A 14,964-nucleotide genomic window follows, 5' to 3' on the forward strand; every position below is an offset into this window, starting at 1 on the left:
ATTAATGGTGTTGGTGTGCGTCAGTTTTGTCACTAGCTGGCTGACTCAAACGTTGCAGACTGCCTTGAATACTGGCTTCAGAGTCTAATAAGAACTGACCAGAGATGATCACCTTATCACCTTCTTCAATCCCTTCGATGATTTCAGCTCTTCCTTGGCTGATCATGCCAATTTTGACATTCACTGAAGCAAAGCTGTCATCGGATTGCTGTACAACAACACGGTTTTCTCGGCCAGTTTGGATCAGTGCTTCGGTCGGGATCCAAACTACATTACGTTTAGGTCCGCCAAATAATTTTACGTCAACTAAAGTACCGGGTTTGAGTGCTTTGTCGCTGTTATCAAGCTCAATGCGCACTTGCATTGCGCGGGTGACAGGGTCGAGTTGTGGGTAAATAAAGTCGATAGTGGATTCAATATCAAATAGGCCTTGAGCCTTGGCGCTCACTTCAACTGGGCGGCCTTCTTCTAACCAACTTTGCTCATTTTCAAACACTTCTGCAATGACCCACACACTGCGCTGGTCAACGATTTCAAATAAGGTGTCGCCGGGTTGCACATACATACCATGGCGCACATTCAACTCACTGATGAATCCATCTTGCTCGGCATAAAAAGGTATGCGATATACAGTTTCACCTGTCTTTTCGAGTTGGGCGATGGTGGCATCAGACACCCCTAACAGTGATAAACGTTGCCGCGCTTTGCGCAGTAACACCTGACCACGGCTTGTATCTTGTTTTAAGTAATCAATCGCTTGGGTGTAGTCATCTTGTGCGTTGATTAGCTCTGGTGAATAAAGTTCATAGACCAGTTGGCCTTTTTTCACGCGCTGGCCAACATTATGAACATGTAAGGTTTCAATCCAGCCCGTGACTCTTGTGTGGGCATGGCCGATGGTATTTTGATTATATTCGACGGTACCAATGGTACTGACAAATTTCCATAAAGTGCCATTTTCAGCTGCCTGACTGCGGATACCTAATGCCTGTTGCATGCCGCCAGAAACATTAACTTCAATGGTACTTCCACCGCCCATTTCAACAACTTCTAAGTTCATACCACAAATAGGGCAAGTACTTGGCTCATCGGAGACGATATGCGGGTGCATGGGGCAGACATATTTGATGGTTGCTTCACCTGAGCTGTTGGCTGAAGCTACGGTTGATGATTCCGTTGCCTTATCACTAATACTTGTGAGCGACGGCTTCGGGGCATCTAACACATCAGCAGCCTGTTTATTAGCTTGGTGGTCGTGACCTTCCTCATCTTTCACTAAGAACATATTGCACTTGGGGCAGCGACCTTCTTCATGGCTGGTCACTTCAGGGTGCATTGGGCAGTAATACTGTGCTTGCTCAGTATGTGCATGTTCTGCGTGTTTATCTGCAGTTGTGTCAGATTCATCTTTTACCAAGAACATATTGCACTTGGGGCAGCGACCTTCTTCATGGCTGGTCACTTCAGGGTGCATTGGGCAGTAATAGTTTGCCTGCACTGTATGTGCTTTTGATGAGTGATCGTGTGTTGAGTGATCATGGTCTTGGCTATTTGCCAGTAAGGGGCATACTAGGAATAGCAGTGCCACAACATACCACAGAGCGTGGTGTGACTTATTCAATTGATATAGAGTCATAATGCCTTATCTCCACCTACTCAATTAATGATGACCATGACCGCTGTGGTCTGCTGGTTGATTAATTGGTTCTAGATCCATACCACAATTAGGGCAAGTATCGCCCGCTTTTCCCGTGATTTTAGGATTCATAGGGCAAGCATGGGTATGTTTTGCGTCATGCACGGCTGATTTGTTAGGACAAGAGTCGCACTTGTGTTGTTTCGCATCACCATGATGTTTGCCGGCCTTATTTGGGCATGAGCCAGACTGACATTTTTTGCAGTCTTTGCCTTCAGCACATTTAGGACAGTTGTCGCACTTATTGTGTTGGCCTGCTTTGTTAGGGCAGTTATCACACTTGTGGTGCTTGCTATTAGCATGGTGTTTAGCGTGAGGGCAGTTCTTAGAAGCTTCTAAGTCCATTCCACACTGGGGACAAGTATCGCCTGCTTGGCCTGTTACTTCAGGATGCATGGGGCATGCGTGGCTGTGTTGCTGTTGCTGCATATTGGGGTGAGCCATAGCAGTAGGTGCAGTCGCAACCACTAAGAAGAGGCTTAAAAATAAACAGGTAAGGGTTTTCATTTACATAACTCCATCAAGAGATTTGCCGCAAGCGAGCAGAGACAAGATCACTACTAACAAACGGAATAATTACAATAACATAAGATTTTTTGCTACATCGACAGTGGTATTACTGTTTGATTAAACAATCGGGGGGCGAATATCTTGTTGTTGCGAGATAGAGTGGAAATGAGGCATTACGTTGGCTTGCGCTTTTTCTGGTACTTGAAACGCTGACCAATGGGAAAACTCAAAAAGCGTACCGGCAATTGAGATGAATAAGCAATGGTTACAATCAGACTGACACATATTACTGCCACCACAGCAATGCTGTTGTGTTGAAACAGTGGTTTCAGGAGATTGGACTTGTTTGCTACAGCAATCGTCAGATTGCACGACTGGTTTTGCTTGATGGCAATCCATATTTTGACTCATCTGAGCCATAGGCATTTCTTGTGCGTGAGCTTTGGGTACCATTAATACACCGTTAGCAAACACTAACTGACCCACAAGTGCGAGCAGCGTGAAAGCATAGGTGATTTTATGGCGCAGTAAGCTAAGCATAGTGATTCCTATATGGATTACGCATGAATATTAGCACTATGTAAATGAATTGAACTAGACAAGATTCACATTTATTTACTTTATTAATGGAGATTAAGCTATTGAGAGGATTAATTATCTTTAATCAATCACCTCAATCAATCACCTCAATCAATCACCTCAATCAATCACCTCAATCAATCACCTCATCGAATCGAAAGTTATTTTTGATCAAATCAGGTAGCTATAAATTTGATGCATTGAAAAAGTCGTAGGTATGAAAAAACTTTGTTGATAAGTAACTTGCTTGTTAACTGCTTAACAAAGAACACCTTTAAACCAAGCTTAAATTAATGACCAAAATCCTTGTTGCGAGTGATCTTGATCACATTTTGGTTATTTTGCAGCAACTTTCGTATAAAAACATAGACTAAACAAAGTTTTTTACGCGAAAAACTCCCTAAACTAAGCTCAGAAAAATTAGAAAACTAATTTAGTTATTAATGGAGATTGAGCAATGAATTGGCGTGCACTGTTTAAACCTAGCGCAAAATATTCAATTATCGTTTTACTTTTAATCGGTGTAGTGATGGGTGTCGTGGGTTACTTTGCAACTCAACAAACATTGCATGCTACAAGTACTGATGATTTTTGTATGACTTGTCACAGCAATCACTCATTGAAAGATGAAGTGTTAGCATCTGCTCATGGTGGCGGTCGTGCTGGTGTTACTGTTCAGTGTCAAGACTGTCACTTACCTCATGGCCCAGTTGATTACTTGGTCAAGAAAATCATCGTATCTAAAGATCTATATGGTTTCCTAACGATTGATGGTTTTAACACTCAAGAGTGGTTAGACGAAAACCGTAAAGAACAAGCTGACTTAGCACTTAAATACTTCCATGCAACTGACTCTGCAAACTGTACTCACTGTCACACTCGTATCTACGAGAACCAGCCAGAAGAGATGAGCAGAATGGCGAAAAGAATGCATGAAAGAAATGCTAACCAAGAAGGCGACAAGCGTAAGACTTGTGTAGATTGTCACAAAGGTGTTGCTCACCCTTACCCTAAAAAGTAAGTGACAATTGACCATGCCGGAACGCAGCTAAAGTAGCTGAGGCATAGTACGAAATAGAAACCTCGTCTTCGGACGGGGTTTTTTATTGCCTATTTATATCAATTTATGCGCGTTTAATAGTGTGTGTTCGGAATTACTGATTGAGCATCATAGAAAACAGCCATAAAAAACTGAGCTAAGTTGCTCAGTTTTCATTTTTATTGTGAGCACTAACAGATGGTATTAGTGCTCACAGATCTTCTGCTAGCAAAGTGACAATAGCGCCTACATGTGTTTTTCCTAGTCACTTTTGGGGCTGCCTGTTTTACGCTTTAGGCTCACTATTTTGACTGAGTAATTGCTGTCGATACTCTAATAATGTAAACACGCCAAAAGCAAAAGGTTTAATGTAGTCTTTTGCTTTAAGTTGGTGAGTTTGGCTAAACATAGTGTGGAAAATGAGTACTTGAAATCCATGCATCATCACGGTGAACGCTAAGAAGAAATTCAACGCAATGCTGACATTACCTTCAAAAGGCATCAGTAAATTGACAATAAGCACTAACCAAGTCAGCGAAGTAAAAACTTTGCCAGCGATAATAAATATTTTCATTGGGTTCTCTGTGTATTAACCAAGTAAGATTCACTTATTTAAGCTTGGTATTGGTATAAACGGTAAGTTACTTGTCCCGCCACTTTTTGTTTTAGCTGTACCCAATTGTTTGGCACAGATAATTCACTGAGCTCTGATTCCGTTTCCACATAGATTAGGGCATCTTGGTTTAACCAAGCATTTTCCACTAACAAGTTTACGGTTTTGTCAGCCAGTGATTGACGAAACGGTGGATCGACAAAAATAATGTCAAAACCTTGTGCTGCAGGCTGAGCTAAATATTGCAAACTGTCTACATTCGCGACGTTGGCATTGTCACATTGCAATGTGGCAAGGTTCTGCTGTAGCTGTTTTGCTGCGCTCTTTTGTAGCTCTAGCATCTGCGCAAACTCAGCATAACGGGATAGGGCCTCTAAACCTAAAGCGCCACTTCCTGCAAAGCAATCGAGTACCCTTGCACCTTTAATATCCATAGCTAGCCAATTGAATAATGTTTCTCTTACTCTATCGGTTGTAGGGCGCAAGCCTGCCAAATCGTGAATGGGAAGTTTGCGCGATCGCCATTTACCAGAAATGATCCGAACTTGGCCACTCGATTTAGCAGAATTTGATGATTTAGAAGTAGGCTTTCTGGCCATGTGATCCTCATGTTTTTGCATGAACAAAGAAAGTGGTAGACTATGCCGCAATCTGCATTGCCGTTATTTTATAACAAACAAATGAATAAAGCTGACTATCACGCAAATTTCATCGGAGATTTAGCAATAGTTACCCTATTAGTTTGTTTAACGGTCACACATTTTTTATGAATTTAGCATTTAACCATTGGTAGCAAACATGGCAAAGAAAGGTTTTTTCTCCTGGTTTCGTAAAGATAAGAATCCCGCTCCAGAAGTCACAGAGACTCCACAAGACAATCAGGCCGAAGTGGAACAAATCGCTGCTGAACAAGCAGAGACAGAGCATGTAGCTGCTGAGCAAGCTGAAGCCGAGCGTGTTGCTGCAGAGCAAGCTGAAGCTGAACGTGTTGCAGCAGAGCAAGCCGAAGCGGCACGTGTTGCCGCAGAGCAAGCTGAAGCTGCACGTGTTGCAGCAGAGCAAGCTGAAGCTGCACGTATTGCCGCTGAGCAAGCCGAAGCTGCACGTATTGCCGCAGAGCAAGCCGAAGCTGCACGTATTGCCGCAGAGCAAGCCGAAGCCGAGCGTGTTGCCGCAGAACAAGCTGAAGCCGAGCGTATTGCTGCAGAACAAGCTGAAGCCGAGCGTATTGCTGCAGAGCAAGCTGAAGCCGAGCGTATTGCAGCAGAGCAAGCTGAAGCTGAGCGTGTTGCTGCAGAGCAAGCCGAAGCTGAACGTGTTGCTGCAGAACAAGCTGAAGCCGAGCGTGTTGCCGCAGAGCAAGCCGAAGCTGAGCGTATTGCAGCAGAGCAAGCCGAAGCTGAACGTGTTGCCGCAGAGCAAGCCGAAGCTGCACGTATTGCCGCAGAGCAAGCTGAAGCTGAGCGTATTGCAGCAGAGCAAGCTGAAGCCGGCAGTGTTGCCGCAGAGCATGAGCAAGTCGATGAGCCTCAAGCTAAGCCGAAAAAAGAAGGCATGTTTGCCCGTTTGAAGCGTGGCTTAATGCGCACCAGTGAAAATATTGGCTCAGGTTTCATGAGCATCTTCTCTGGTAAGAAAATCGATGATGAATTATTTGAAGAGTTAGAAGAGCAACTGTTGATTGCCGATGTCGGTGTTGAAACGACAACGAAACTGATTGATAGCTTAACGGATCATGCATCACGTAAGCAGCTTAAAGATGCTGAAGCGTTATATGATTTGATGCGTGAAGAAATGCAAAAAACACTTGAGCCAGTAGCCGTGCCTTTAGTGCCAGAAAATGCAGATGGCCCATTTGTGATTTTAATGGTTGGTGTTAATGGTGTGGGTAAAACCACCACCATCGGTAAATTAGCCAAACAGTATCAAAGCCAAGGTAAATCTGTCATGTTAGCTGCAGGTGATACTTTCCGTGCAGCTGCTGTTGAGCAATTACAGGTTTGGGGGCAGCGAAATGATATCCCTGTAGTCGCCCAACATACTGGTGCAGATAGCGCGTCGGTGTTATTTGATGCACTGCAGGCTGCACAAGCAAGAAACGTTGATGTACTGATTGCCGATACAGCAGGTCGATTGCAAAACAAAGGCCACTTGATGGAAGAGCTAAAGAAAGTGGTACGTGTGATGCAAAAGCTTGATGCTACTGCGCCACATGAAGTGATGCTGACCTTAGATGCGAGCACAGGTCAGAATGCCATCAGTCAGGCGCAACTATTCCAAGAAGCTGTTGGTGTGACAGGTATTACTATTAGCAAGCTAGATGGTACCGCTAAAGGTGGTGTTATTTTTGCGATTGCTGATAAATTCAATATTCCAATTCGTCATATTGGTGTCGGTGAGCAAATTGATGATCTACGTCCATTTGATGCCGAAGACTTTATTGAGGCCTTGTTTAATCAGGACAAGTAAAATAATAATAACAAAACAATAAACGGACCAATCACTTATGATCCAATTTGAGCAAGTCAGTAAAGTGTACTCTGGCGGCCAGAAAGCCTTATTAAATGTTAATTTTCACCTGCAACAAGGGGAAATGGCATTTTTAACGGGTCACTCTGGTGCGGGTAAAAGTACCTTGCTTAAATTGATCACCGTGATTGAACGTGCAACGGCTGGCAAAGTCAGTATTAATGGTCATGATATTGCCAAAGTGCCTCTCAAACATGTGCCATACCTGCGCCGCAATATCGGTATGATATTTCAAAATCACCACCTATTGATGGACAAAACTGTATTCGACAATGTGGCTTTGCCGCTGGTGATTGAAGGCTTTTCGCACGGCGAAATTAAAAAACGTGTGGCTGCAGCACTCGACATGGTGGGCTTATTTGGTAAAGAGCGCCATCAACCCATCATGCTATCCGGCGGTGAGCAACAACGTGTCGGGATTGCCCGCGCCATTGTAAACAAGCCGCCTATCTTACTCGCCGATGAGCCAACAGGTAACCTTGACCCTAAATTGTCGATGGATATCTTGCGCTTGTTTGAAACCTTTAACGATGCGGGGTCAACGGTATTGATTGCGACCCATGATTTGGGACTCATTGCGCGGATGAAATATCGCACGTTAACATTGCGCCAAGGCACTATGTTAGATACTCACTCAGCCACGGATGGAGTTGTTGTATGAGCAACAAGAAAGTGAGTATTACCCAAAGTAAACTACCGCTGAGTGGTCGTATTGTGATGTTTTTTATTCGTCACATTCAGCAAGGTGTGGCCAGTTTAGGTGAAGTATGGCGAAACCCTGTGTCATCAATCATGACAATGGCGGTTTTAGGGGTGAGTTTAAGTCTGCCAGCGGCATTACAAGTCTTGGTGAAAAATGCTGAGAACATTACTCAGTCATGGAACAGTGCTGCAGAGATTTCGTTATTCATTAATGAAGGGCGCAGTGAGCAATCTATTCAGAGTTTGATATCTCGTATTAAAGTGTTCAGTGAAGTTGATAGCGTGTCATATATCAGCCGTGAGCAGGCATTAGATGAGTTTCAGCGCTTATCTGGATTTGGTGAAGCTTTATCTTACTTAGATGAGAACCCGCTCCCTGCTGTGGTGACTGTAACACCATTAAATCGCTACTCAAGCCCTGCTGGTGCGCGCGAACTATTAGCCAAGTTAGAGCGAGAGCCTGAAGTCAGTTTTGGTCGTTTAGACATAGAGTGGCTTGAACGCTTACAAGCCATGGTTAATTTATTGGAACGTACCGTATTGGCTATTGCGGCATTACTAGTGTTAGCAGTGGTACTAATTATTGGTAATACAATCCGTTTGGCGATTATGAATCGCCGCACTGAAATTGAAATTATGAAACTCGTCGGTGCGACGGAAGCATTTATTCAACGACCTTTTCTATACACAGGTATTTGGTATGGCGTGATTGGTGGCGCACTTGCCTGGGTTATCATTAATGTCTTAGTGCTGTATTTAGATGGTGCCTTGGCAGCCTTGTTAGGTCTTTATGGTAGCGAACTGCGTATTCAATCATTGTCCTTTGCTGAGTTAATCAAGTTAGTCGCGTTAGCTTCTTTCCTTGGTTGGCTGGGTTCTTATCTCTCTGTAAGGCAGCATCTTCGTAAAATTGAACCGTCATAATCATAAACTAATTTGTTTAAATGAACATTTGTTCACTTGAGATCAGCTTATATTGTGGTAAAAGTAACCAACAGATGTAACATCGGTTGACATGTCCTGTCATTTATCAGATAGTTCATCAGCTAAATTGACGGTGATTGTCTCAAGCTAAATTAGCTGTCACTTTTGTCATTTAGTACTTTTGTTTATGTATTTAGGAGAGCGAATGACTTTTCAAACGCAATCAATGGCACTAACCGTTCCACAAGGGAGCAGTAGCCTAGAAGCTTATATGCAATCGGTGACCAGCATCGACATGATGGATGCCGACACTGAGCATGAGCTTGCCAAGCGTTTACAAGAAACAGGCGATCTACAAGCAGCAAAACAGTTGATTATGTCTCATCTGCGTTTTGTTGTGCACGTAGCAAAAGGCTATTCAGGTTATGGTTTACCACAAGCTGATCTTATCCAAGAGGGTAACATTGGTTTGATGAAAGCAGTGAAACGCTTTGATCCTAATGTGGGTGTGCGTCTTGTGTCGTTTGCTGTGCACTGGATTAAAGCTGAAATTCATGAATACGTGTTGAAAAACTGGCGTATTGTGAAAGTAGCTACCACTAAAGCGCAACGTAAATTGTTCTTTAATCTGCGTAAAGCCAAAAAGCGTCTTGGTTGGTTTAGTGACGAAGAAGTCACTATGGTTGCTGAAAACTTAGGTGTGTCTAAAGCCGATGTGACTGAAATGGAGTCACGTATGTCTGCGCAAGACCCTGCATTTGATTTAGCATCTGATAATGATGACGATGCCTCTCATGATTATGCGCCTGCATTGTACCTAGAAGATCATTCATCGGACGTTGCCGAGCAGGTTGAAAATGCTAACTGGGAAGCCGATTCTCAAGCGCGACTATTCTCTGCAATTAAAACCTTAGATGAACGTAGTCAGCATATCTTACGTGCTCGCTGGTTAGATGATGATAAAACGACGCTACAAGAGCTAGCTGCGACTTATCAGGTATCTGCTGAGCGTATTAGGCAGCTTGAAAAGAATGCCATGAATAAGCTCAAACATCAGATGGCGATTTAAGCCCATCCCAATTGGTATAAAACCTGCTCAGGCAGGTTTTTTTGTGCCCGTAAGATTTCAAACTGGCTTTTGATACTAATGCTTCGAGACTGATATTTTCGAGACTGATATTTTCGAGACTGATATTTTCGAGACTAATATTTTCGAGACTAATAGTTTCTGAGGCTGATGCTTGCAATACTATTGTTTTTTGACATTAGCGCTTGCGATGACCTGCTTTCGAGAGACTTTTAGCCCTTGAGCCTCTAATCCTTGCGGCCATGCAAAAAATTGACGTGGGCGTTTGAAGCGAGCCAATTTATCAATCACGGATTGTGACAGCTGCTCATTTGTTTGTGCGGTAAGACTCGTATCTACATAGTCGACAATCGCTGCAGGCAACTTATCAAACTTGGCATCAGGCATGGCAAATACAATGGCTTGTTTTACATTTGAATGTTGTAACAGCACGGCTTCTATCTCTTCAGGCTGAATATTTTCACCGCCGCAAATGAACATGTTATCGACTCTACCTACAATTGCGAGTTCGCCATTTTGATTTAACTCACCTTTATCCTTGGTACAAAACCAGCCTTGGTTATCAACTGGCAAATTAATCACGCCATTATCTAAGTAACCTAAAAATAAACAAGGCCCTTTTACCCAAATGACACCTTGTCTTAGGCTGAGTTCTCGATGAGGTAGCGCTTTACCATGAAAGCCGAGATGGTTGGCTGTGCTGGTGGTAATTTGAGAGCTCATTTCTGTCATGCCATAACTGGTGTATGTCGCAACATTGAGCCGAGACAATGCGTTGACAAGCTGTTGTTCAATCATCCCCCCTCCAAGTAGCAGTGCTTTTAGCTGACAAAGGGCGCGAGGTGACTCAGACAATAAACTATTGGCTTGGGTGGGGACTAACGACACATGGGTGATTTTTTGCCGTAAAAGCTGCTGGGCAAGTGATTGTTTATCGTCGCGTAGCACCACTGTGGCACCAATCAGTGCGCAACGGTTGAGTATCGCAAGGCCACCAATGTGAAATAGCGGCAGAGATAACAGCCAACTATCTCGTGACAGTAAGCTAACCATATACTGTGAACCTTGAGCGCTATAAATATGGTTATTGAGGCAATGTACCGCAGCTTTGGGTTGCCCAGTGGAGCCTGAAGTCAAAATGATGTTTTGTGGAGTGCTAGGGTCGACTTCAAGTGCAGGATTGTCATTTTCAAAACCTTTGGATTGGTGTCGCTGCTGATCAATCCACGTTATTGACTGGGATGCTAATGAGCTTATTAATTGCTTGTCATTACTGTAGGCAAATTTGACCTCAAACCGTTGTAGTAGTTGGTCAATTTTCTGATCTGAAAACCTCGGTGATATTGGAAAGAACAGGCAACCTAAGTCGACACATGCCCAATAGAGTTTGACCATCTCAATGCTGTTGGGTGCGATACAAGCAATGATATCGCCTTTGCTTATCCCAGCTAAGCGTAACTGGGATTGACATAGACTGACCTGCTGACTGAGTGTTTGATAGCTCAATTCAACTAACTGACCTGAGTTGGAATAGTAACTGACAGCTATGCCGGCCGGTGACTGCTGAGCTTGTTGATGGATTGGCGATATCATCTGGCTAGCTCCAGTTACTCGCGGGTAGTTTTTGCACTGGCAATGATGTTAAGTGCAGCCATATTTAGTTCACCACTTTCAACTAGTTTGGTATCGAAACTCGCCAACGTGTCAAGCCCAGGTATTGACTCTGGGGTAATGGCGTGGCTGAGGATTTTGATGTCGTTAATCGCAATATCAGACTCTAATGCTGAACTAAAAATACATTGCACGCCGTGTTGCTGAGCTTGTTCAACGAGTGTTTGGATTGCAGAAATTGACCCAAATATACTGGGTTTGATCACCAAGGCTCCTAGCCCTGCCTCGGGACTAAATTGATAATCTGGACTATTGAGCGACTCATCAAGGGCATATTTTACAGCGACAGATTGATAAAGCGTGGGATTATCTTGTGGACGAATACAAGGCTCTTCAATGTATTCGATGCTGGACTTTGGTAGGCAAGATAAAAAGTCGCATGCCTGAGCTAAGTCAAAGCCGCGGTTTGCATCTAAGCGTAATTTTAGCCTAGGATTCAGTTGTAGCAATTTATGAATAAATGCGATTTCTGAATCAATACTGGTTTGAGCAACTTTTACTTTTATAAAGTGGTCAGTGGCTGCATGCACCTTTTGTTCTACTAAGGCTGGGCTCATGCCATCAAAAACCAAAGGTACATTACGGGTATCTGAACGCCACTGATTAAAGTCTTGGGTCATTTTGGCTGCAAGGATGCTTAATCCAAAGCGCACGCTGGCATAGGGTGCTGCTTCGGCTAGCTCTGCTATACGAGTAATCGGCGCATCTATGAGTGAGTTTAGTTGCTGAGCCAACCATTGCTCGGTTTCAGCGAGGGATTCTGCTGAGAAACCATGAATAGGCTGATTATCTCGGTCCAAGCCTGAAAGAGGCGATACTTCCACAAAAAACGTGCATTGTTGCTCATCCGTCAATGACACCACTAATCCCTGACGCTGTTCAATGCGCTGTTTGCCCACGGCTAATGCAGGGTGTAAATCTATACTGAATTTAGCCAATTGAAAGGCGTTAATGCGATTAGGTTGAGGCGTGGATTGAGTCATAGGTTAATCATCCTTAGATTGGCCTGCAATAGGCAAATGCTGGAATAAAAGTGTCGTGAAAGTATTAGGCTCAATTGAATGAATATTATGGCCTGCATCGGCAACTTCAATCAGGTTTATGGGCGTATCCTGTGCCCACTTTTTCGCTAAGGCTGAAAATTTTTTATCCTGCTGGCCAACCATCACATTTGTGATACAGCCTAATGAGTCAGGAATTTTACGTAAATCCTGCTGGAGTGCCAGTGATGTGGTTTGATAACAATTTAACAGTGCATCGGCTTGGTTATTGCTGCGGAGTTTAATTAATGCAGCTTGCTGCTGCTTTGTTAAATCAGCAAACACGGGTTGTTGATACCAAAGAGTAAGAAATTCAACCAGTGGTATTGTTTCCAGCCGCTGTAGCCATATATTGTCAGCTTGTAATCTTGCCTGTTTTAAAGGTTCAGATTGTAAACCTGGGTGGGCAGACTCTAAGGTTAAACTGAGTAGTTTCTGTGGGTGTTGCTGTGCGATATGCAGTGCGATTCGTCCACCTAATGAATAACCCAGTAAGTGGAACTGCTTGTGACCTAAGTTAGATAATAGGCTGACAATAGCGTGAGCGGCTTCATTTAACCCAGGAGAGGGCAGTAGCCACTCAGATTGTCCATGACCGGGCAAATCAACACATATACAGTGGAATACTTGGCTTAGCTTTGGCATGAGCGGTTGCCAGTCTTCTTTAGCGCCCATAAAACCATGCAGCAATACCAAAGGCGGTAAGCTGGGATCGCCAAAGCGGCTAACTTTGATCATAAACTGTCTTTCACCCATTGTGCCATTGCAGCAATTTGATCACTGGCTTGGTTTGGGCCGACTGTGACTTCAATAATACTTGTACAGTTAAACTCATAAGCTTCTTGGTAAACTTGGATAAAATCAGCTAAGTCATCGACTTGGCGATAAGCTAAGCCAAACATAGCCGCGCCATAACCAAACTCTAAACCATGGCTTAAACGATAGTATTCACTGCGTAATGATTCATCTGGCACAGGCAGCAGATTAAAGATATTGCCGCCATCATTATTAAAAATGACCAACAAAAACGGTTGCGTTAACTGCTTAAGTAAAGCAAATGAGTTGAGGTCATGCAGGCATGAAATATCGCCGACTATCATAGTTGTCGGTAATTGGTTGCCCTTTGCCACACCGCAGGCCGTGGCGATTAACCCATCAATGCCTGAAGCGCCGCGGTTGGTAAAAATATGTGGTGGGTTTGCCACTGTTGGCGCGAACATATCAAACAACCTCACAGGCAAGCTATTACCAATAAATAGCTGCTTTGCTTGGTCCTGTTTGGCTATTTGTCTTAATACTTGCGCCTCGCCGAATTCATTGTCGTCAATCTGGCGTTGTAGCAACTTTTCCAATTTACCATTGAACACATGTAATTCATCAGCCCATAAAGACTGAGAAGAGCGCGACCATTCATTTTCCACAAATTGACTGATACCACTTAACCAAACTTGTTTAGGTTGATGGCTAGGATCTAAGCGAGATGATTGAGGCAATACTTGCCAGTAGCTATGCCATTGCTGGGATGCCAGATAATTGATTAAACGTTTTGAAATAAATCGACCACCAAACACAATCACTCTATCAGCTTGCTTAATTAGCTTGTGACAAACGTTATGATGCAGTAACTGATCAATATGACCTATTGCGTCAGGGTGCTGCCGAAGCTGAGATTGTGCATCGGTTAATACTGGCCAGCCAATTTGCTTAGCCAGTTGCATAATGGCTTGTGGGTTTTCATCTGGCGCCAATGTACCTGCAATAATTACGCCTTTGCCATGCACAAACCGTCTCAAGGTCGCTTGGCAAGGCAGTGCTGCATTTGGTTGGTAATGGTAGTGGCAATAGCTGTGTTGATGATTTAACCATGCGTTGAGCGGTGTTAAGTATGCTTGGAGCTCTGGGCTAAATTTCTCATAGGATGATAATGGCAACACTTGAGTTGGATAAAGCGGTTCGCGGTACATGCAGTTAATATGAACTGGCTGTGAAAGGTTGCTAATGGCTTCATCGATAGTTGTCAGCAGTGCAGGGGCTGGAAAATCAAAATCGGGTGTTGGCAGGTTAACCTGCTTGGCATATTGTGCAAAAATGCCCGGCTGCATAATCGCTTGGTTCGCTCCGCAATCAATTAACTCTGTCGGGCGGTCACCAGACAATACAATCAGTGGTACTTGAGTTAACCATGCTTCAACAATGGCAGGGTATAAATTAGCCACCGCAGTGCCAGAGGTTGTGATGATTGCCACGGGAGATTGACTCGACTTGGCTAAACCTAGCGCCATAAAGCCTAGTCCACGCTCATCAAAATGCACATGAGTGTCAATATTTGGCTGCGCTGATGCCGCAAGTGTGAGTGGTGACGAACGAGAGCCTGGGGCTAAACACACATGTTTGACACCTAATCGGTGTATTTCTTCAATGAGTAATTGTCCCCAAAGAAGGTTAATGTCTGCTATGAATTGCTGTGCCATTGGGTCACCTAAAACGTTTTCCGCCATTGAATTTGAGCTGCACGAAATAACAAGTCTATCGTGATTTGCATACTAATCCTAAGTTTATCTTGATGATGATGAC

The 14,964-nt window shown here is 43.7% G+C and carries 14 protein-coding genes; 5 read left to right on the forward strand and 9 right to left on the reverse strand.

The window, feature by feature from the left end; genetic code table 11:
* Position 1: 1 nt before the first annotated feature.
* The 3 genes from ACHUGF_RS03410 to ACHUGF_RS03420 all read right to left on the reverse strand — a co-directional run bounded on the left by ACHUGF_RS03410 (position 2) and on the right by ACHUGF_RS03420 (position 2,746).
* Positions 2-1,636, reverse strand: coding sequence for an efflux RND transporter periplasmic adaptor subunit (locus ACHUGF_RS03410; RefSeq protein ID WP_394129375.1), 1,635 nt, complete (start codon positions 1,634-1,636; stop codon positions 2-4).
* A gap of 24 nt (positions 1,637-1,660) precedes the next feature.
* Positions 1,661-2,203, reverse strand: coding sequence for a heavy metal-binding domain-containing protein (locus ACHUGF_RS03415; RefSeq protein WP_394129376.1), 543 nt, complete (start codon positions 2,201-2,203; stop codon positions 1,661-1,663).
* A gap of 120 nt (positions 2,204-2,323) precedes the next feature.
* A complete protein-coding gene (locus tag ACHUGF_RS03420; RefSeq protein WP_394129377.1) occupies positions 2,324-2,746 on the reverse strand; it encodes a hypothetical protein in 423 nt (140 codons plus the stop codon).
* Positions 2,747-3,242: 496 nt separating this feature from the next.
* On the opposite strand from ACHUGF_RS03420, the gene ACHUGF_RS03425 reads away from it, so the two are divergent.
* A complete protein-coding gene (locus ACHUGF_RS03425; RefSeq protein ID WP_394129378.1) occupies positions 3,243-3,806 on the forward strand; it encodes a NapC/NirT family cytochrome c in 564 nt (187 codons plus the stop codon).
* Between the two features lie 304 nt (positions 3,807-4,110).
* Here the strand turns inward: ACHUGF_RS03425 and ACHUGF_RS03430 are convergent, their stop codons facing one another.
* Positions 4,111-4,398, reverse strand: coding sequence for a DUF1145 domain-containing protein (locus tag ACHUGF_RS03430; protein WP_394129379.1), 288 nt, complete (start codon positions 4,396-4,398; stop codon positions 4,111-4,113).
* Positions 4,399-4,436: 38 nt separating this feature from the next.
* Positions 4,437-5,036 (reverse strand): 16S rRNA (guanine(966)-N(2))-methyltransferase RsmD, encoded by a 600-nt coding sequence (gene rsmD / locus ACHUGF_RS03435; RefSeq protein ID WP_394129380.1) that lies wholly within the window; start codon positions 5,034-5,036, stop codon positions 4,437-4,439.
* A gap of 199 nt (positions 5,037-5,235) precedes the next feature.
* Here rsmD and ftsY point away from each other — a divergent pair, with 199 nt between their 5' ends.
* The 4 genes from ftsY to rpoH all read left to right on the forward strand — a co-directional run bounded on the left by ftsY (position 5,236) and on the right by rpoH (position 9,661).
* On the forward strand, positions 5,236-6,906 hold the full coding sequence (gene ftsY / locus ACHUGF_RS03440) for a signal recognition particle-docking protein FtsY (protein ID WP_394129381.1): 1,671 nt from the start codon (positions 5,236-5,238) through the stop codon (positions 6,904-6,906).
* Positions 6,907-6,943: 37 nt separating this feature from the next.
* A complete protein-coding gene (ftsE, locus tag ACHUGF_RS03445; protein ID WP_394129382.1) occupies positions 6,944-7,627 on the forward strand; it encodes a cell division ATP-binding protein FtsE in 684 nt (227 codons plus the stop codon).
* A complete protein-coding gene (gene ftsX, locus ACHUGF_RS03450; RefSeq protein ID WP_394129383.1) occupies positions 7,624-8,592 on the forward strand; it encodes a permease-like cell division protein FtsX in 969 nt (322 codons plus the stop codon). The genes ftsE and ftsX overlap by 4 nt, the downstream gene beginning before the upstream one ends.
* Before the next feature lie 205 nt (positions 8,593-8,797).
* Positions 8,798-9,661 (forward strand): RNA polymerase sigma factor RpoH, encoded by an 864-nt coding sequence (rpoH, locus tag ACHUGF_RS03455; protein WP_394129384.1) that lies wholly within the window; start codon positions 8,798-8,800, stop codon positions 9,659-9,661.
* A gap of 180 nt (positions 9,662-9,841) precedes the next feature.
* On the opposite strand, the gene menE is transcribed toward rpoH, so the two are convergent.
* Genes menE through menD form a run of 4 tightly spaced genes read right to left on the reverse strand, consistent with a single transcriptional unit; the run spans position 9,842 to position 14,861 of the window.
* Positions 9,842-11,272 (reverse strand): o-succinylbenzoate--CoA ligase, encoded by a 1,431-nt coding sequence (menE, locus tag ACHUGF_RS03460; protein ID WP_394129385.1) that lies wholly within the window; start codon positions 11,270-11,272, stop codon positions 9,842-9,844.
* A 14-nt stretch (positions 11,273-11,286) separates the two neighbouring features.
* Complete coding sequence (gene menC / locus ACHUGF_RS03465) at positions 11,287-12,333, reverse strand: o-succinylbenzoate synthase (RefSeq protein ID WP_394129386.1); 1,047 nt, start codon at positions 12,331-12,333, stop codon at positions 11,287-11,289.
* A 3-nt stretch (positions 12,334-12,336) separates the two neighbouring features.
* On the reverse strand, positions 12,337-13,128 hold the full coding sequence (gene menH, locus ACHUGF_RS03470; protein WP_394129387.1) for a 2-succinyl-6-hydroxy-2,4-cyclohexadiene-1-carboxylate synthase: 792 nt from the start codon (positions 13,126-13,128) through the stop codon (positions 12,337-12,339).
* Positions 13,125-14,861 (reverse strand): 2-succinyl-5-enolpyruvyl-6-hydroxy-3-cyclohexene-1-carboxylic-acid synthase, encoded by a 1,737-nt coding sequence (menD, locus tag ACHUGF_RS03475; protein WP_394129388.1) that lies wholly within the window; start codon positions 14,859-14,861, stop codon positions 13,125-13,127. The genes menH and menD overlap by 4 nt, the downstream gene beginning before the upstream one ends.
* Positions 14,862-14,964: the final 103 nt, after the last annotated feature.

Source organism: Shewanella maritima, assembly GCF_043643735.1.
Classification (GTDB): Bacteria; Pseudomonadota; Gammaproteobacteria; order Enterobacterales; family Shewanellaceae; genus Shewanella; species Shewanella maritima_A.

What these genes read in the sequence shown, in the direction of transcription:
- ACHUGF_RS03410 (WP_394129375.1), bottom strand. Translation starts at nt 1,636, where the DNA reads ATGACTCTATATCAATTGAATAAGTCACACCACGCTCTGTGGTATGTT.
- ACHUGF_RS03415 (WP_394129376.1), bottom strand. Translation starts at nt 2,203, where the DNA reads ATGAAAACCCTTACCTGTTTATTTTTAAGCCTCTTCTTAGTGGTTGCG.
- ACHUGF_RS03420 (WP_394129377.1), bottom strand. Translation starts at nt 2,746, where the DNA reads ATGCTTAGCTTACTGCGCCATAAAATCACCTATGCTTTCACGCTGCTC.
- ACHUGF_RS03425 (WP_394129378.1), top strand. Translation starts at nt 3,243, where the DNA reads ATGAATTGGCGTGCACTGTTTAAACCTAGCGCAAAATATTCAATTATC.
- ACHUGF_RS03430 (WP_394129379.1), bottom strand. Translation starts at nt 4,398, where the DNA reads ATGAAAATATTTATTATCGCTGGCAAAGTTTTTACTTCGCTGACTTGG.
- rsmD (WP_394129380.1), bottom strand. Translation starts at nt 5,036, where the DNA reads ATGGCCAGAAAGCCTACTTCTAAATCATCAAATTCTGCTAAATCGAGT.
- ftsY (WP_394129381.1), top strand. Translation starts at nt 5,236, where the DNA reads ATGGCAAAGAAAGGTTTTTTCTCCTGGTTTCGTAAAGATAAGAATCCC.
- ftsE (WP_394129382.1), top strand. Translation starts at nt 6,944, where the DNA reads ATGATCCAATTTGAGCAAGTCAGTAAAGTGTACTCTGGCGGCCAGAAA.
- ftsX (WP_394129383.1), top strand. Translation starts at nt 7,624, where the DNA reads ATGAGCAACAAGAAAGTGAGTATTACCCAAAGTAAACTACCGCTGAGT.
- rpoH (WP_394129384.1), top strand. Translation starts at nt 8,798, where the DNA reads ATGACTTTTCAAACGCAATCAATGGCACTAACCGTTCCACAAGGGAGC.
- menE (WP_394129385.1), bottom strand. Translation starts at nt 11,272, where the DNA reads ATGATATCGCCAATCCATCAACAAGCTCAGCAGTCACCGGCCGGCATA.
- menC (WP_394129386.1), bottom strand. Translation starts at nt 12,333, where the DNA reads ATGACTCAATCCACGCCTCAACCTAATCGCATTAACGCCTTTCAATTG.
- menH (WP_394129387.1), bottom strand. Translation starts at nt 13,128, where the DNA reads ATGATCAAAGTTAGCCGCTTTGGCGATCCCAGCTTACCGCCTTTGGTA.
- menD (WP_394129388.1), bottom strand. Translation starts at nt 14,861, where the DNA reads ATGGCACAGCAATTCATAGCAGACATTAACCTTCTTTGGGGACAATTA.